Below are 18,095 nucleotides of genomic sequence, written 5' to 3'. Positions count from 1 at the left end.
ACGGGACATTTCACGATGGATATGAACGAAATCAAGGAAATCTTTTTCCAGGAATGCGAGGAGCAGCTCGCCGAACTGGAATCGGGGCTTCTTAAATTGAATGACGGCGACCGTGATCCGGAAACCGTCAACGCCGTTTTCCGTGCCGTTCATTCTATCAAGGGCGGGGCAGGTGCCTTCGGTCTCGATGATCTCGTGGCCTTTGCGCACGTCTTTGAAACGACCCTCGACTGCGTGCGTTCCAATAAGCTGGAACCGACGCAGGATGTTCTCAAAGTCATGCTGCGCTCTGCCGACGTGCTGGCAGACCTCACCAATGCCGCAAGAGACGGTGGCAGCGTCGATGAAAGCCGCACCCGTGGCCTCGTGAAGGAACTGGAGGCGCTGGCAAACGGCGAAGCCGTTCCGGCATCCGCGCCCGCTCCCGTCGCAGTAAAGGCGCCGGAACCCGTGAAGGCCAAACCGACGGATGAGAGCGGCTTCGAGCCGATCCCCTTCTCCTTCACGGACTTTGCCGACGAAACCACGCCGCTGATGGAAGCGCCATCCTTCCAGATCACCTTCAAGCCGCATGCATCGCTTTATTCAAAGGGCAACGAGGCGGCACTTCTGCTGCGCGATCTTTCCCGCATTGGGGAGATGAGCATCAATTGCGACATGTCCGAGCTGCCTTCGCTCGACAAACTCGATCCTGAAGCATCCTATCTCTCCTGGACGGTTTCGATCACGACCGACAAGGGTGAAGAAGGTATCCGCAGCGTCTTCGAATTTGCCGAATGGGATTGCGATCTCGAAATCACGCCAGTTCTTTCGGAGGCCGCTGCCGACGAGGAAGAACTCCCGATGATCCCCGTGCCGTTCGACCTTTCGGCGCTTGATAGCGGCGCGGAAGAGCAGCCCGTTGTTGAAGTCGCCACGGCGGAAGCGTCTTATGTTGCGGCAGCTGTCGAAACGGCCGTCGCAACGACGCAGATCGCCCAGAGCGTCAATGCCGCCATCGAAAAGCGTGAAGCTGCGGCAGCACCTGCCGCAGCGCAGGCAAACGCCAATGCCGCTGCCAATGCAAGTGCCGGCCAGACCATCCGCGTCGATCTCGACCGTGTCGATCGCCTGATCAATCTCGTCGGCGAGCTCGTCATCAATCAGGCGATGCTGTCGCAGAGCGTCATCGAAAACGATGCGAGCGGTACGTCAGCCGTCAATATGGGTCTCGACGAGCTGCAGCAGCTGACGCGCGAAATCCAGGACAGCGTCATGGCGATCCGTGCGCAGCCGGTAAAACCGGTGTTCCAGCGCATGTCGCGTATCGTTCGCGAAGTCGCCGACATGATCGGCAAGCAGATCCGTCTTGTCACCGAAGGTGAGAACACCGAAGTCGACAAGACGGTCATCGACAAGCTGGCCGAACCGCTGACGCATATGATCCGCAATGCCGTTGATCATGGCATCGAAACGCCCGAAAGGCGCGAAGCCGCTGGAAAGAACCCGGAAGGCACTATCAAGCTTTCGGCCAAACACCGCTCCGGCCGCATCCTTATCGAGCTTCAGGACGACGGTGCCGGCATCAATCGCGAGCGCGTGCGCCAGAAGGCGATCGACAACGATCTCATCGCTGCCGATGCGAACCTGACGGATGAAGAGATCGACAATCTCATCTTCGCCCCCGGCTTCTCGACCGCCGACAAGATTTCCGACATTTCCGGCCGCGGTGTGGGCATGGACGTGGTCAAGCGCTCCATTCAGGCGCTCGGCGGTCGCATCAACATCTCCTCGCGCCCCGGCCAAGGCTCCACCTTCACCATGAGCCTGCCGCTGACGCTTGCCGTTCTCGACGGCATGGTGGTGACGGTTGCCGGCCAGACGCTGGTGGTGCCGTTGACCGCGATCGTGGAAACCCTGCAGCCGGAAGCGAAGAACATTCACTCCTTCGGTGCGAACCAGCGGCTGATCTCCATCCGCAACTCCTTCTGCCCGCTGGTGGATGTCGGCCGCGTGCTGAATTTCCGCCCGACCCAGGCCGATCCGGTCGAAGGCGTTGCTCTTTTGGTGGAATCGGAAGGCGGCGGCCAGCGTGCCCTGATGGTCGATGCGATCCAGGGTCAGCGCCAGGTTGTCATCAAGTCGTTGGAGGCCAACTATACCCATGTTCCGGGCATTGCCGCCGCAACGATTCTCGGCGACGGGCGCGTCGCTCTCATTCTGGATGTCGATGCCATCGTCAGCGCCTCGCGCGGACAGCCCTTGAAGCAGGAAATGTCGCTCGCGGCGGCGGGTTGAAAGCGGATCATTCATGGCAGCACTTAATTTCAACGACCAGCGCCAGTCTCCGGATGACGTTCTTGCCAGCGGTGAATACCCGCTGACGAGACGTGACCTCTCGGAAATCGCGGCGATGATCTATGCCGATGCGGGCATCTATCTCAACGACACCAAGGCGTCGCTGGTTTACTCCCGCCTGTCGAAACACATCCGCAATCTCGGCCTTTCGGGCTTTCGTGAATATTGTGTTCTGGTGTCATCTCCAGATGGCGCGCAGGCGCGGCGCGAAATGCTGTCGCACCTGACCACGAATTTCACCCGCTTCTTCCGCGAAAACCATCATTTCGAACATTTGCGTGACGAGGTTCTTCCTGGCCTCATTGCAAGGGCTAAGAGCGGCGGGCGTGTTCGCATCTGGTCCGCCGCTTGCTCCGACGGACAGGAGCCCTATTCCATAGCGCTCACCGTGCTCGCCATGTTTCCGAATGCAGCCGATTACGACTTCAAAATCCTGGCCACGGATATCGACCCCAAGATATTGGCGCAGGCCCGTGCCGGGGTCTATGACGATAATGCGCTCGAAACCGTGTCTCCCGCCATGCGCAAGCAATGGTTCACGGAAGTGGATGCTGGCGGCCGCCGCAAGTTCCAGATCGACGACAAGGTCAAGCGCCTCATCACCTTCAATGAATTGAACCTGATGACGCAATGGCCCTTCAAGGGCAATTTCGACGTCATCTTCTGCCGCAACGTCGTCATCTATTTCGACGAGCCGACGCAGATGCGCATCTGGTCGCGTTTTGCAGGCCTGCTGCCGGAAGGTGGTCATCTTTATATCGGTCATTCCGAACGTGTCTCCGGTGACGCCAAGAACCTGTTCGATAATACGGGTATCACCACCTATCGCTACATCGGTCACGCTTCGGGGAGGAAGGCATGAGCGCACTCGCACGGGTACTCGTCGTCGATGATAGTCCGACCATGCGCGGCCTGATTTCGGCTGTTCTCAAGGCCGATCCGGAGGTCGAGGTCGTCGGGCAGGCCGGCAACGCCATGGAAGCGCGTGCCGCCATCAAGCAGCTCAATCCCGATGTCGTGACACTCGACATCGAGATGCCGGAAATGAACGGGCTGGAGTTTCTCGAAAAGATCATGCGCCTGCGGCCCATGCCGGTCATCATGGTCTCGTCGCTGACACATCGCGGGGCGGACGCATCGCTCGCGGCACTCGAAATCGGCGCCTTCGACTGTGTCGGCAAGCCGGCACCAGGCGATGCGCGCCCCTTCGGCGATCTGGCTGACAAGGTGAAGGCTGCCGCGCGCTCCCAACACGCTGCTTACCGCGCGGCGCGGCCGGAAGCCGCAGCCGCGCCGCAGCCGGTTCCGGTCAGCGAATATCGTGCGGGGCGCAAGGTCGTGGCCATCGGTTCGTCCACGGGGGGTGTCGAAGCGTTGATCGCGGTGCTGCAGAAATTCCCGGCCAATTGCCCGCCGACCGTAATTACCCAGCATATGCCGCCCACCTTCACGAAGAGCTTCGCAGAACGGCTGAACCGCATCTGCGCTCCCGTGGTGGAAGAGGCGACGGATGGCGCCCGCCTGCAGACCGGCAAGATCTACCTCGCGCCGGGCGGCGAGCGTCACCTGCAGATCGCCAATCGTTCGGCGCCCTGCTGCCGGCTCGTGGAGCGCGATCCCGTCAACGGCCATCGGCCCTCCGTCGATGTGTTGTTCGACTCTGTAGCCGAACTTGCCGGACGCAACGCCGTCGGCGTCATCCTGACCGGCATGGGGCGCGATGGTGCCGCCGGACTTCTGAAAATGCGCCATGCCGGTGCGCGTACCGTCGGCCAGAACGAAAAAACCTGTGTCGTCTATGGCATGCCCCGTGTGGCCTACGAGTTAGGCGCGGTTGAACAGCAATTGCCGCTGGGCTCCATCGGCGAAGAAATCCTCAAACTAACCACTGCCCGCAAAGAAGGTGCTGACTAATGTCTCTCGCAGAAAAGATCAAAGTTCTGATCGTTGACGATCAGGTGACCAGCCGGCTGCTCCTCAGCGATGCGCTGACACAGCTCGGCTTCAAGCAGATCACCGCCGCAGGTGACGGCGAGCAGGGAATGAAGATCATGGAGCAGCAGCCCCATCATCTCGTCATCTCCGATTTCAACATGCCGAAGATGGATGGCCTCGGTTTCCTGCACGCCGTGCGGGCCAATCCGACCACCAAGAAGGCCGCCTTCATCATTCTCACCGCGCAGGGCGACCGCGCGCTGGTGCAGAAGGCTGCCCAGCTCGGCGCCAACAACGTGCTGGCCAAGCCCTTCACCATCGACAAGATGCGTGCTGCCATCGAAGCGGTTTTCGGATCGCTGAAATGATTGAAGCTGCAGCCAAGCGCGTACATATCATTCAGGGCGAGTATAAGGTCGTCAGCGATCCCGATGTGGTGCTGACGACGATACTCGGTTCGTGCGTGGCTGCCTGTCTGAGAGACCCCGTTTCCGGCGTTGGAGGAATGAACCACTTCCTGCTGCCGGGAACCGGTAGCGTGACCGGCGGAGATGCGACGCGTTATGGCGTGCATCTCATGGAACTTCTGATCAACGGCCTGCTGAAGCAGGGCGCCCGTCGTGACCGGCTGGAGGCCAAGATTTTCGGCGGCGCGAAGACGATCGCCAGCTTCTCCAATGTCGGTGAGCAGAATGCCATATTCGCCATGAAGTTTCTCAAGGATGAAGGCATTCCAGTCATAAGCTCCTCCACGGGCGGGGAACATGGCCGCAAGATCGAATTCTGGCCGGTCTCGGGCCGCGCCCGCCAGCATCCGCTCAGCGGCGCGGAAACACAGAAGACGGTGGCCATGGAAACGCGTCCGGTGCCGGCGCCCAAACCCGTCGCCAACGATATCGAATTTTTCTAGTACGGAGTTACCAATGCAGCTTGCAGAGCACACCGCCACCACTCCGTTCGAAGAAGCCCTGCCGGATGTTCTGATGCGTGTGGTATCGGAACTGCACGATGTCGCCTATCTCATCGAGCGCATCGAGCCGCAATTGCTTGAGGTGACCAGCGGCCAATTGTCGAGCGAAGGCGTCAAGCTGCTGCAGGGCATCGACCTTGCGGTCCAGAAGACGCGTGGCCTGGCCGAGTTCATAGACACCATCACCGGCTCCATCCCGGGCGACTGGATCGTGGATGTCTCCACCGCGCTCAGCCTCGTCAAGCTTGCTGAAATGCAGAAGGCGCTCGGCGCGGCCTTCCGCCACGGCCATTCCCAGCCGCTCGACAAGGCCTCCGGCGACTTCGACCTCTTCTAGCGCTGTTTCCAGCGGCGCCTGCCTCTTCGCAGAATGCGGAGAAAGGCAACGCTCGCGCAAGCTTCGCACCCTATTGTCATCACGGGGCCAAAAGGTCTCGGACTCTATGAATGACGGTGCGGAACAGAATGAATCTGTTAAATCAAATCCCTCAGGTCTTGAAGAATGTCGCGGCGCTGGGGCAGACGCGGCTGCTGATGTTGGGCGGCGTGGGCGTTGTGTCCATGGCCATTATCCTCGCTGCAGCGCTTTATGTGAACCGTCCCGCTTACGAGACCCTTTATGTGGGGCTTGAAAAGAGCGACCTCAACAAGATCAGCATTGCGCTCGCCGAGTCGGGTCTGGACTTTCAGGTGGGGACCGATGGTTCCAGCCTTCAGGTCCCGGTCGGGCTTACCAGCAAGGCCCGGCTGCTTCTGGCTGAACGTGGCCTGCCCGACAGCGCCAATGCCGGTTATGAACTTTTCGACAATGTCGGTTCTCTCGGCCTGACCTCCTTCATGCAGGAAGTGACGCGCGTTCGCGCTCTTGAGGGTGAGATCGGCCGCTCCATCCAGCAGATCGATGGCATCGCAGCCGCACGCGTGCATATCGTCATGCCCGACGTCGGCAATTTCCGCCGCGGCGAACAGAAGCCCACCGCATCTGTCATGATCCGTGCGAGCGCCTCCGCCGGCCGCAAGGCCTCCGCTTCCATTCGTCACCTCGTTGCATCGGCCGTTCCCGGCCTTGAAGTCGATGATGTGACCCTGCTCGATTCCACGGGCCAGCTTCTGGCGTCCGGTGACGACGTCACCAATGCCGCCATGAACCGTTCGCTGACGCTGGCGCAGAACGTTCAGCAGGAAATCGAGACCAATATCGACAAGGCGCTGGCGCCCTTCCTCGGCATGGACAATTTCCGCTCGAGCGTGACGGCGCAGCTCAATACCGACAGCCGCCAGATTCAGGAAACCGTCTACGATCCGGAATCGCGTGTCGAACGGTCGGTGCGGACCGTCAAAGAAGACCAGAAGTCGCAGGAAACGCAGCCCGACACGGCCGCGACCGTGGAGCAGAATGTTCCGCAGGCCGCACCTCAGGGCGGCGGCAGCACGCCGCAATCGTCGGACGAATCGGCGAAGAAAGAAGAACAGACCAACTACGAGATCAACTCCAAGACGGTCGCCACGGTGAAGAACGGCTATACGGTCGAAAAGATTTCCGTCGCGGTGGTCGTCAACAAGGGGCGTATCGCAAAGATGGTCGGTGAACCCGCCGATCAGGCCAAGATCGACGCCTACCTCGCCGAAATGCAGAAGATCGTCACCTCCGCCGCCGGCATTTCGTCCGACCGTGGCGATATGGTCACCCTGACTGCAATGGATTTCCTCGAAACCCAATTGCTTGACGAGGCCGCCAGCGGACCGGGTGTCATGGAAGTGCTGAGCCGCAATTCCGCTGGCATTATCAATTCCCTCGCCTTTGTCGCCGTCGCCTTCCTTGTCGTCTGGCTCGGTGTACGCCCGCTGGTCCGCACGGTTACCGGCAACGGCGCGGCCGCAGGCCAGCTCAGCCAGGAAGCCGCCGGTCTCGAACTGCCGGACTTCTCTCCAGGCATGGATGCGGGCGCGGGCGGTCTCATGGAAGGGTTCGGGGCGGATTTCGGCTTCGACAGCACCGACGATCTTCTGGCGGGCGGCGATGGCGAAGGCACCTTCAACCGCCGGGTACGCGAAGGGCCCGAACGCAGGCTCTCCCGCATGGTGGAAATCAGCGAGGAAAGAGCCGCCAAGATTCTGCGCAAATGGGCAGTGGAAAAAGCAGCGTAATATCGAAAAGGCCGGAGTTTTACCCGGCCTTTTTTCCGTTTTTGGGCTTTTCGCTATCCTTGGCGGACGCATCGTGGCAATCTCGTTTTAGGACAGTGTTTACAAAAAATTCAGCAACGATACAGTTTGCTGGGAATTGGCTGAGAATGCCGTTTATGGATTGAACAGCTTTTCAGTATGTTTTTTTAGCAATAGACGAACGGTGAAATACGTGGAAAGGCTGGTGTCAGGTAATGGCAAATCCCAGTCCGTTCCATAAAATGAAATGATTCGGTCTCCGGGGGCTTGCCGTCCCATTTTGGTAAGCTTCTCGAATGGAATGATTCCATCCCGAGGTATAATCTCCCACTGGGAGCAAGAGGGCGTAGGCGATTGAAAGTCGATGTTGATATCCGCAGGCTGTCTGCCAAGCCTATGGAGGGCATGGGTAAGCCCCTGCCGCGTGATCAGCTTGCCAAGAACGTCGCAGCCACGGCTGCTGCCGGTAACGTTGCAGGCGCGCTTGATTTGCTCGTGACTTACGCTGGCGCCTCGCATTACCTGCTGGCGCGGGATGACCTTCTCGAAGAAACCGGGCTTAAATTCATCGTCACATCCGATTGGCCTTTCGATCTGGTGCGCCGGTTGGGCGTCGAGCTTGCCAATAGCCAGAACCGTTCGAGCGAAATGGAAAAATGCCTTTCGCTTCTGCAGCCGCGGCTGCTCTTGCTTCCAGAGGACGTTTCGGTTCCCTATGGCATAGACCGGCAGTATTCCGCGCTGTCTTTCTGCGTGGGGCGCATTCGCCTTTCTCTCCTGCTGCTGTTCCCCGAGGAAGCGGTTCCGTCGCCGGAACGCCTGCGTGAAATCGCGCTTCTGACGGGCTATTGCGTCAGTTTCGGCATTGCCAGCGAGGCAAAAGCCGTGCGCGATATCGACCTCACCGAGCGCGAGCTGGAGTGCCTTTTCTGGATCGCGGAAGGCAAGACGAGTGACGAAATTGCGATGATCCTTGGCATTTCACGCAATACGATCAATAATTACATCACAAGCGTGATGCGTAAAACTGCGACAAAAACCCGCTCGGAGGCAATTGCCTACGCCGTGCGCAACAACCTCGTATGATGGTCGGACGGATGGTACAGACGAAAGACAATGAGGGTACTGGTCAAACGGGCATGTTTTACCGCAGCCCTGTCGTGACGAGCCGGTCGGATCTGTTTCCGAAGCTTGTCGCCATGCAGAAGCTGGTCGGCGCGCGCAATTTCGTGGTGACGAAGGCGGCCGCTTCCGGTTTCCCCAACAAGAAGAAGCTGACCTGCGAGCTGGAAAACTGGGGCATGAATGCCGCGGAGCAGAGCACGCAGTTCATTCGCGCTGTCGGCGATATTCTTCTCGATCACATCGAGACGTCGCTTCTGCCGGTCATCTGGCGCAACAAGAATGCCGGCGGTTTTGCCGATCTCCCCGACGTGCCTGCGCTTCTGCGCCGGATCGAGAACGATACGTTGCCCTATGCGGGTCTGGCGCTACCGGTGCGCCTCGGCACCATCGGTAACGGCTATATCGTCTTTTGCGGCACCAATCTCGTTCTCGACAATGAAGTGGTGATCGAGCAGCACATCAAGTGCTGCGAGATCATGGTCGATATGCTGGCGCTGGACGAGCGCAAGGCGGCGCCCTCGGAAGCGTTGAGCGAGAGGGAAATCGCCTGCCTGCAACTGGCGGGCGATGGCCGTATCAGCGAAGAAATCGCGGTCAAGCTCGGGCTGTCGGTCCACACCGTCAACGCCTATCTCGGTTCGGCGACGATCAAGCTTGATTCCGTCAACCGTATCCAGGCGATCGCGAAAGCCATCCGGCTCGGCTACATCCATTAACGGCGGGCGGGTCTACCGCCCCCTTCGCCGGCACTTCGCGTTTTTTTAACAGTTGCCCATTAGAACTTTTATAAGTTTGGCTTTGGGGAACTGTTTCATGCACAACCGGCTCTTTAAGTCCGTTGCTGGCAAGGTCGTGGCTTTGACGATCGGCCTGATCGCGCTCAGCGTGGCGGCGGTTGGTTTTTCGACTTACATTCGCTTGAAGGACAATATCATCACCACCGCGCTGCGTGATACGCACAGCGCAATGCGCAGCATGGCGATCCTTTACGAACTGAAAGTTGGCGGTGTTGCCCTCGAATTGGTGGATGGCGACCTCAAGAGCGTGGGCCGCGCCAGCATCGGAACGATGCGCGATAATGATCTCGTCGACCGCACCGCAGCCGGAAACGGTGGCATCTCCACTGTTTTTGAAGCCAGAGGCGGCGAATTCATTCGCATGACCACCAATCTGAAGAACGAAAAGGGCGAGAGAGCAGCAGGAACCAAGCTTGCGACCGATCATCCCGCTTTCGAAAAAGTCTCCAAGGGTGAATCCTATTTCGGCACCGCGACGCTGTTCGGCACCAGCTACATGACGGGTTATATGCCCGTTACGAACAAAACCGGCGCAACCGTCGGCATTCTGTTCGTGGGTGTTCCCATGGATGTCTACGATGCGCAGATATACAGCCTGCGCGACATGATGCTGATCTGTGGCGGGCTCGCCATGCTTGGCGTCGGCTTGCTCGCCTATTTCGTCATCAAGCGTACGCTTCAGCCCCTGGGCAAGCTGACCGATGCAGTGAAGTCCCTTTCGGACGGCAATCTCGATACACCGATCCCCTATGCCACCAACACCAATGAGTTTGGCAACATTGCACGCGCTTTGGTGATTTTCCGCGAAAATGCACTTGAGAAACTGGCGATTGAGGGCAAGAGCGCCGAGGAACGTGCTGCGGCCGAGTCCGAACGTTACCGCAATGACGCCGAGAAACGGGAGCTGGACGGCCAGATCGAATTCGCGGTCGACGAGATTGCGTCCGGTCTCGGCAGGCTATCGCGTGGCGATCTCAGCCGTACGATTGATACGCCCTTCTCGGGTCGCCTCGACCGGCTGCGCACGGACTTCAACAGTTCCCTGCTCAACCTGCGGGATGCGCTGGGTCAGATCCGGGAGCGCACGCTCGTCATTCAGCACAGCGGTATCGAAATCGAGCAATCTTCGGTCGATCTGTCGAAGCGGACCGAAAACCAGGCCGCCTCGCTGGAGGAGACCGCTGCCGCTGTCGAGGAAATCACCGCTACCGTCAAGTCATCGGCTGAAAGGGCGCGCGAGGCCAATGAGGCCGTTCGCATTACCAAGCAGAGCGCCGACAGCTCCGGTTCGGTCGTCAGCAATGCCGTCGACGCCATGGGCCGCATCGAAGACGCCTCGCGCAAGATCGAACAGATCATCGAGGTCATCGACGACATTGCTTTTCAGACCAACCTTCTGGCGCTCAATGCCGGTATCGAGGCCGCACGTGCTGGTGAGGCCGGCAAGGGCTTCGCCGTCGTGGCGCAGGAAGTGCGCGAGCTTGCCCAGCGCTCCGCCGACGCAGCCCGCGAGATCAAGCAACTCATCAATCAATCGACGCATGAGGTCAGTTCCGGGTCGAAGCTGGTGCAGGAGGCGGGCACGGTTCTTTCCGCCATCAGCCAGCAGATCGTTACCGTCAGCCAGCATGTCGAAACCATTGCGACGGCAACGCAGGATCAGTCTTCCGCACTTCACAACGTCAACAGTTCCGTCAACCAGATGGACCAGATGACCCAGCAGAACGCAGCGCTTGCCGAACAGTCAAGCGCGGCCAGCATGATACTGTCCGGTGAAGTCAAGGCGCTCCTCGAACTCGTGCAGCGGTTCCAGATGGAGCAGGGCTCGGCGACAGGCCGAGACCGGTACAATCAAGCGGCCTGATACGCCGGTTTTTGAAGATAGATACCGCTCCCGGATCGCAAGGTCCGGGAGTTTTTACTCGGCCGCTGCCCGCACGGTACTGGATATCTGGTTGATATAGGCGCGCAGCGCCGCCGGTTTCACCGGCTTGTGCTGGACGGCAATTCCGTATTTTTCGGCATCGCTGCGCACTTCCGGGCTACGATCTGCCGTTACCAGCAGAGCCGGGATCGTTTTGCCATAAAATGTCCTGATGAGGCGGATGGCGCTGATGCCATCGCCATCATCAAGATGATAATCAGCGACGATGACGTCGGGTGCTGCGGTCAGAGAAAGAAATGGTTCTTCCAGCGCCGCCACGGATCCCGCTGGTAAAACGTCGCAGCCCCATCCCGTCAGCAACAGCGTCATGCCCTCAAGGATTTTCGGCTCGTTGTCGATGCACAGCACCCGCACGCCCTGGAGGCGATCGCTGGCAGCAGGATTGGCGATGAGGCCGCCCGACTTCGCGGGTGCGACACGATCTTCCTCACGCGTGAGGTGAATACGGAAGGTCGTGCCCTTGCCCGGCGTGGAAATCAATTGAACCGGATGGTGCAGCATGCGCGACAACCGGTCGACGATGGAAAGACCAAGGCCGAGCCCCGAGGCCGTTTTTGCACCTTCGTCCAGCCGGGCGAATTCTTTGAAGACCGTGCGGAACTTGGAGGCGGGTATGCCGATGCCGGAGTCCGTCACCTGAATGACCACTTCGCCGCCCCGGCGGCGCGCGCCGACAACCACTTTGCCCTTCAACGTGTATTTGATGGCGTTGGAAACCAGGTTCTGTATTAGACGCCGCAGGAGGTTGGGATCAGACCGTACCGTCAGCGAAGTCGGCATGACCACGAGGTCGAGGTTCTTCTCCTGCGCCATCGGCGCAAAATCGGTCTCGATCCGCTTCAGCAAGTCGTTCAGCGGAACGGATGTCATGCGCGCCTTCATCGAGCCGGTGTCCAGACGGGAAATATCGAGCACCGCGCCAAGGATGGTCTCGACCGATTCCAGCGCTGAGTCGATATTCTGCACGAGTTCGCTTTCTCCCGATTCTCCGAGCCGTTCGACCAGCGAGGATGAGTAGAGACGGGCGGCATTCAATGGCTGGAGAATATCGTGGCCGGCGGCGGCGAAAAACCGCGTCTTGCCGATGTTCGCCTCGTCGGCTGCCGCTCTCGCCTCAGCCAGCGCGCGGTTGACGCGGGTCAGTTCGGCGGTCCGCTCCACTACACGCTGTTCCAGCGTTTCATTCGCCTGTTTCAGCGCCTGATCGCTTGCCACCCTCTGGGTAATGTCGGTGAAGGTTGCGACAATGCCCTTGTCCGGCATCGTGTTGGAGCGCACCTCGATGATGCGTTCGCCGCCCGCCAGCACCAGAGGGAATGGCAGGTCCATGGTCAGAAAGCTGGTGATCAACTGTTCCGTATCACCGGCCGGCATGTCGCCTCGTTCCTGCAGCATGGAGACGATGTCGGTTAGTGGTACGCCCACCTGGCCGAACTGCTCGGGCAGGTCCAGAAGAGTGCGAAAGCGCCGGTTCCAGATCGTCAGTTGCTGGGAGCTATCGAAAACGGCGATACCCTGGTCCATCTGCGCCAGCGCCGTCTGCAACATGTCCTGATTATACTGCAGCGCTTCGCTTGCCTGGTCGAGCAGCCACGCCGTGTCTGCGCTGGTGTCTTCCGCCTTCTGCAGAATGATCGAGAGCACCAAGCGGGCGGAGGAAGAGCCGATGGCGCTGCCGAGTAACTGTTCGGAGAAGTGGATCAGCGCCATGTCCGCCGGCTGGTCGTCATTCAGCTTTCTGCCGGCCGTTTTTTCATAGGTGGCCAATGAACGGAGCATGCGCTCTTCGCCGAGATAGCGGGCGATCGCGCTTTTCAGATCGCCGACGCTGACACGGGTTTTCCAGCCGCGGGTGGCGAATTGCGATTTTGAATGACGCTTGACGAAGATGCCGGACTGAATGCGTTCTACCGGTCTTGGATTGCGCGAAAGCGAGCCGAGTACAAACGCCATGCTGTTGACGAGAAGACTGAGAATGACTGCATTCACGAATGGATCGGCTTCAGGCCCGTTGAACACGGTGCTGCCGGAAAACAGGAAGCCGAGAATATTCGCCGCAACCTCGGAATTGTCAGGCCCGCCGAAGCTCGGCAGGAAAAGCAGATAGGCCCAGACGAAGAAGCCGGAACTCAACCCCGCGATTGCGCCGCGCGCATTGGCCCGCCGCCAGAAGAGGCCGCCGAAAAGGGCAGGGGCCATCTGGGCAATTGCAGCGAAGGCCAGCAGGCCGATGGAGGCAAGACCCGTGGCGCTGTCGGCGGCGCGATAATAACCATAACCCAGCAGCATAACGGCAAAGATCGCCGTTCTGCGGATGTTGAGCAGGGTCTTGGCGAAGTTGTCCCGGTGCGGTGAGCGATTCAACAGCTTCTGTCGCAGGAAGATCGGCATGACAATGTCATTGGAAATCATGATCGACAGCGCGACCGACGCGACGATCACCATCGCGGTCGCGGCCGAAAAACCGCCGATGAAGGTGATCAGGGACACGACCGGCATCTGATGGTTGAGCGGCAATTGCAGCACGTAGAGATCGGCGTCGCCATTGGCGCCGAGCGTCAGAATGCCGGCAAGAGCGATCGGCAGTACGAAGATGTTGATGGCGATGAGATAGAGCGGTAGCAGGAACCCCGCCATGCGCAACTCTTCCGGCGTCCGGTTTTCCACGACTGTGACATGGAACTGACGCGGCAGCAGGATGATGGCGAAGCCGGAAAGCAGGGTCATGACGATCCAGCGGCTGACGGGCGTGTGATAGGAGATGGCCTGCATCGCCTGTTCATTGGCGGAGGCGAGCTGCCATAGATGCGCGGGACCATCGAAGAGCACGAAGAGCACATAGAAGCCGACGGTGCACATGGCGACGAGCTTGACCAGCGATTCCATCGAGATCGCCAGTATGAGCCCGTCCTGATGTTCGGTTGCATCCGTGTGGCGGGTGCCGAACATGACGGCGAAGCCCGCCATGACAATGGTGACAACAAGCGGCAGATCGAGGAAGTAGAGGTTGCCGCTGCCGATGCCGTAATCACCGGGGTCGACCATCGTCGCCACCGAGCTGGAAACCGCTTTCAGCTGCAGCGCGATATAGGGAATGGCGCCGACGAGCGCGATGATGGCGACAATCATCGCCACGGTGGAATTCTTGCCATAACGGGCGGCAATGAAGTCTGCAACCGAGGTCAGTTTTTCCGTTTTGGCAAGCTCAACGATGCGTCGGATGATTGGCATGCCAAGGGTGAAGGCAAGGATAGGCCCGGTATAGATGCCAAGAAATTCCAGTCCCTTGTCGGCTGCAAGCCCAACACCACCAAAATAGGTCCAGGAGGTGCAATAGATCGCAAGGCTGAGCGCATAGACGAACGGACGCCCCTTTTTCGGCGCGTTTCTCTTACGGCTCTTCCTGTCCCCGTAGCTCGCAACAGCAAACAGCAGCAGGATATAGGCGAAAGCCGAACCGAATATGATCCACCCAGGAAGCACGCATCCTCCCATGCAAGAGTTTCCTGATATCAAGCATAGGCGAAATCCGCGCCATTGAGAATGAGCGCGGTCTGATCATAAAGTTCAAGATCAGCGCGCAAAAAACCCGATAAATGCAATCTTGACGAATTCCAAAAGTGTAAGGGAATCTGTATGGTTGAAGGTGTAGGGACAGTCACATAGCTTCAGCTCGCAAAGCACGAGAGGGACAATCTGAATGCTTAACGAATTTAAAACCTTCATTGCCCGCGGCAATGTCATGGACCTTGCCGTGGGTGTTATTATCGGTGCCGCTTTCAGCAAGATCGTCGACTCCGTCGTCAACGATCTTATCATGCCTATCGTCGGCGCAATCTTCGGCGGGTTCGACTTCTCGAACTACTTCCTGCCACTGAGCTCTAACGTCAATGCCACCTCGCTCGCCGCAGCCCGCGAGCAGGGCGCCGTTTTCGCTTACGGTAACTTTCTGACCGTTCTCATCAACTTCCTCATCCTCGCCTGGATCATTTTCTTGATGGTGAAGGGCGTCAATAAGCTTCGCGATTCCGTCGAACGCAAGAAGGTCGAGGAAAAGCCGGCAGCTGCCCCGCCGCCGGAGGACGTGAGGCTGCTTACCGAAATTCGCGATCTGCTGAAGACGCGCTGAGCCAGATAAATCTGGTTTAACCGCCGGCCCATGCGGCCGGCGATCTCCTGCCGGGATGATCCATAAAGAAAATCCATGGCCGCCTCACGGATTATCATGCACATGGCGGGTGCGATGCGATAAGAAGGCACCAAACGGAGTGTCTTTAATGTCCATTTTGAACAGTCTGAGTGCACGCTCTCTGGCGGCTCCCGAGAGCGGTATTGTCGAAGTCGTGAATTACGCCCGGGGGCGGGACAACCTCCTGCCGCTGTGGGTTGGCGAAGGCGATCTGCCAAGCCCCGACTTCATCAATCAGGCCGCCATCGATGGTCTGAACAATGGCGAGACCTTCTATACCTGGCAGCGCGGTATTCCAGAACTGCGCCAGGCGCTGAGCCGTTATTACGAACGCCATTTCGCGGCATCGCTGCCGCCGGAGCATTTTTATGCGACCGGTTCAGGTATGCAGGCGATTGTGCTTGCCGTTCAGGCATTGACGTCACCGGGCGACGAGATGGTGTATCTTTCACCCACATGGCCCAATATCGTTGCCGCCATCGGTGTGGCAGGGGCGAAGGCGGTTCCGGTCGGCATCGATTTTCGTGATGGCCGCTGGGATCTCGATATCGACAGGCTGGAAAGCGCGATTACCCGCAAGACCAAGGCGCTTTTCATCAATACGCCTTCCAACCCGACTGGATGGACAGCGACGGCAGACAATCTCCGTGATGTTCTGGCGCTTGCCCGCAAACATGATCTTTGGATCGTCGCCGACGAGATTTATGCGCTTTATCATTATTCCGGCAGCCACGCGCCGTCCTTCCTCGATGTGATGGAGCCGGACGACAAGATCGTCTTCGCCAATTCCTTCTCGAAAAACTGGTCGATGACCGGCTGGCGGGTCGGCTGGCTTGTCGCTCCGCCAGTCATCGGCCAGGTGATCGAAAACCTTATCCAATATTCCACGTCAGGCGTGGCGCAATTCATGCAGCGCGGCGCGGTCGCGGCCCTCGACAAGGGCGATGGTTTCATTCGCGAGAATTACGAGCGCGCTTTGACCTCACGCGATATTCTCTGTGACGCCTTGATTGCAACGAACCGCGTCGAAACTCTGAAACCGGATGGCGCTCTTTATGCCTTCCTCAAGATCGATGGAGTGACGGACAGCCGCGCAACCGCGATTGATATCGTCGATAAGACCGGCGTCGGCCTTGCGCCCGGAACTGCTTTCGGCCCGGGGGGAGAATTGTTCCTCCGCGCCTGCTTCCTGCGCAACCCCAGGCAGATAGAAGACGCGGCCGACAGGCTGGCCTCTTACATCCTTAGTCGGTAAGCCTCGCTCGCGGGCATCTCTGCCCTTTCACGGCGCCTACATAGCATCGGCACGACTCTGTCCGGCGCGCCTTTGGGCATCACGCCGAAGCGCGAAAATTACAACCCCACGGCGTAGCCATCGACGTGCGGGTTTTTTTGTGCTAATGCGCCCTCGTTCCGTCTATGAGAACATTTTCATACAATAAATAAAATGCCTTGCATCGCACTAACCAATCGTAAGCCACCTTTTCACAGAGGCGGAGGATTGGTTGGGTATTCGCTGTGCAAGTAATCAATGATGAAGAATTATTGGCTTTGATGAGCTCAAGAAAAGCAAACAGGGAAGTAGTGTCATGGCTGTTCTGGTCACGGGTGGGGCCGGTTATATAGGAAGCCACATGGTGTGGGCTTTGCTCGATGCCGGGGAAGAAGTCGTCGTTGTCGATCGGCTTTCGACCGGATCGCGCTGGGCCGTCGCGCCAGCGGCGCGTTTTTATCTCGGCGATGCGGCGGATCCCGCGTTGCTCGACCAGATTTTCGAAGAAAATCAGATCGAGACCATTTTCCATTTCGCCGGCTCCGTCAGCGTTCCCGAATCCATCAGCCGGCCGCTCGAATATTACGAAAACAACACCGGCACCACCCGCGCGCTTGTCGCTGCCGCGGTGCGGAATGATATCCGCAATTTCATCTTCTCCTCCACAGCCGCTGTGTATGGAAACCAGCCTTTCGAAGGCCCGGTGCCGGAAACGGCGGTCCTCAGCCCCGAAAATCCCTACGGTCTGTCGAAACTCGCTTCTGAAATCATGCTGCGCGATGTCGTGCGCGCACATGACTTCAACTACGTGGCGTTGCGTTACTTCAATGTGGCCGGAGCCGACCCCCAGGGTCGCGCCGGACCTTCGCCAACAGGCGTCGCTAATCTCATAAAGGTGGCATGCGAAGCTGCAACCGGGCGCCGGGATCACGTGGAGGTTTACGGGACGGATTATCCGACGGCCGATGGCACCGGCGTTCGCGACTATATCCATGTCAGCGACCTCATCGAAGCGCACATGCTGGCCATGGCCCATTTGCGCGCCGGCGGCGGCACAAGAACGCTCAATTGCGGTTATGGCGTCGGTTATTCGGTGCTTGACGTCCTGCATGCCGTGCAGCGGGAATCCGGACATGATTTTCCGGTCATCCACTGTCCGCGCCGGGCCGGCGACATCGCCACCATGGTGGCGGATTCGGGACGGATCCAGTCAGAATTTGGTTGGCGTCCGCGCTTCAACGATCTTTCGACCATCGTCCGCACCGCGTTGCAATGGGAGGCCAAGCGCCAGGCCCAGAAAAACGAGATGATTCCTCCAATACGGCGTAAACTGGCGGCGATAGGATGAACCGGCTGCG

At 58.9% G+C, this 18,095-nt stretch carries 14 protein-coding genes; 13 read left to right on the top strand and 1 reads right to left on the bottom strand.

Annotated features, from left to right (window positions below; all coding sequences use genetic code 11):
- Positions 1–15 precede the first annotated feature (15 nt).
- The 10 genes from FHW77_RS09345 to FHW77_RS09300 all read left to right on the top strand — a co-directional run bounded on the left by FHW77_RS09345 (position 16) and on the right by FHW77_RS09300 (position 11,194).
- A complete protein-coding gene (locus FHW77_RS09345) occupies positions 16–2,277 on the top strand; it encodes a chemotaxis protein CheA (RefSeq protein ID WP_004439872.1) in 2,262 nt (753 codons plus the stop codon).
- 13 nt (positions 2,278–2,290) lie between these two features.
- On the top strand, positions 2,291–3,199 hold the full coding sequence (cheR, locus tag FHW77_RS09340) for a protein-glutamate O-methyltransferase CheR (RefSeq protein WP_004439874.1): 909 nt from the start codon (positions 2,291–2,293) through the stop codon (positions 3,197–3,199).
- On the top strand, positions 3,196–4,251 hold the full coding sequence (gene cheB, locus FHW77_RS09335) for a protein-glutamate O-methylesterase CheB (RefSeq protein WP_004439876.1): 1,056 nt from the start codon (positions 3,196–3,198) through the stop codon (positions 4,249–4,251). The genes cheR and cheB overlap by 4 nt, the downstream gene beginning before the upstream one ends.
- Complete coding sequence (cheY2, locus tag FHW77_RS09330; protein ID WP_003503467.1) at positions 4,251–4,640, top strand: chemotaxis response regulator CheY2; 390 nt, start codon at positions 4,251–4,253, stop codon at positions 4,638–4,640. Before cheB ends, cheY2 begins: the two co-directional genes overlap by 1 nt.
- Entirely contained in the window at positions 4,637–5,182 is a 546-nt protein-coding gene (gene cheD, locus FHW77_RS09325) for a chemoreceptor glutamine deamidase CheD (protein ID WP_004439878.1), read from the top strand. The genes cheY2 and cheD overlap by 4 nt, the downstream gene beginning before the upstream one ends.
- Positions 5,183–5,195: 13 nt before the next feature.
- Complete coding sequence (gene cheT, locus FHW77_RS09320; RefSeq protein WP_004439880.1) at positions 5,196–5,579, top strand: chemotaxis protein CheT; 384 nt, start codon at positions 5,196–5,198, stop codon at positions 5,577–5,579.
- 128 nt (positions 5,580–5,707) lie between these two features.
- Complete coding sequence (fliF, locus tag FHW77_RS09315) at positions 5,708–7,390, top strand: flagellar basal-body MS-ring/collar protein FliF (RefSeq protein WP_004439882.1); 1,683 nt, start codon at positions 5,708–5,710, stop codon at positions 7,388–7,390.
- A 372-nt stretch (positions 7,391–7,762) separates the two neighbouring features.
- Entirely contained in the window at positions 7,763–8,494 is a 732-nt protein-coding gene (gene visN / locus FHW77_RS09310; RefSeq protein WP_004439885.1) for a transcriptional regulator VisN, read from the top strand.
- Between the two features lie 53 nt (positions 8,495–8,547).
- Positions 8,548–9,249: a transcriptional regulator VisR gene (visR, locus tag FHW77_RS09305; protein WP_034496317.1), complete on the top strand. Its 702-nt coding sequence runs from the start codon at positions 8,548–8,550 to the stop codon at positions 9,247–9,249.
- Positions 9,250–9,346: 97 nt separating this feature from the next.
- On the top strand, positions 9,347–11,194 hold the full coding sequence (locus FHW77_RS09300) for a methyl-accepting chemotaxis protein (RefSeq protein WP_004439890.1): 1,848 nt from the start codon (positions 9,347–9,349) through the stop codon (positions 11,192–11,194).
- Positions 11,195–11,248: 54 nt separating this feature from the next.
- Here the strand turns inward: FHW77_RS09300 and FHW77_RS09295 are convergent, their stop codons facing one another.
- On the bottom strand, positions 11,249–14,758 hold the full coding sequence (locus FHW77_RS09295) for a PAS domain-containing hybrid sensor histidine kinase/response regulator (RefSeq protein ID WP_034496313.1): 3,510 nt from the start codon (positions 14,756–14,758) through the stop codon (positions 11,249–11,251).
- Between the two features lie 217 nt (positions 14,759–14,975).
- On the opposite strand from FHW77_RS09295, the gene mscL reads away from it, so the two are divergent.
- The 3 genes from mscL (at position 14,976) to galE (ending at position 18,085) form a co-directional block, all read left to right on the top strand.
- Positions 14,976–15,404 (top strand): large conductance mechanosensitive channel protein MscL, encoded by a 429-nt coding sequence (gene mscL / locus FHW77_RS09290; protein WP_004439896.1) that lies wholly within the window; start codon positions 14,976–14,978, stop codon positions 15,402–15,404.
- 148 nt (positions 15,405–15,552) lie between these two features.
- Entirely contained in the window at positions 15,553–16,719 is a 1,167-nt protein-coding gene (locus FHW77_RS09285) for a pyridoxal phosphate-dependent aminotransferase (RefSeq protein ID WP_004439899.1), read from the top strand.
- A 334-nt stretch (positions 16,720–17,053) separates the two neighbouring features.
- Positions 17,054–18,085 carry a UDP-glucose 4-epimerase GalE gene (galE, locus tag FHW77_RS09280; protein WP_004439901.1) on the top strand — a complete coding sequence of 344 codons (1,032 nt, stop codon included), beginning with the start codon at positions 17,054–17,056 and terminating at the stop codon, positions 18,083–18,085.
- The last annotated feature ends 10 nt before the right edge of the window (positions 18,086–18,095 follow it).

The sequence above is a fragment of the Agrobacterium sp. RC10-4-1 genome (assembly GCF_014138475.1).
GTDB classification, from domain to species: domain Bacteria; phylum Pseudomonadota; class Alphaproteobacteria; order Rhizobiales; family Rhizobiaceae; genus Agrobacterium; species Agrobacterium pusense.
This window is presented reverse-complemented; position numbering and strand designations above follow the sequence as displayed.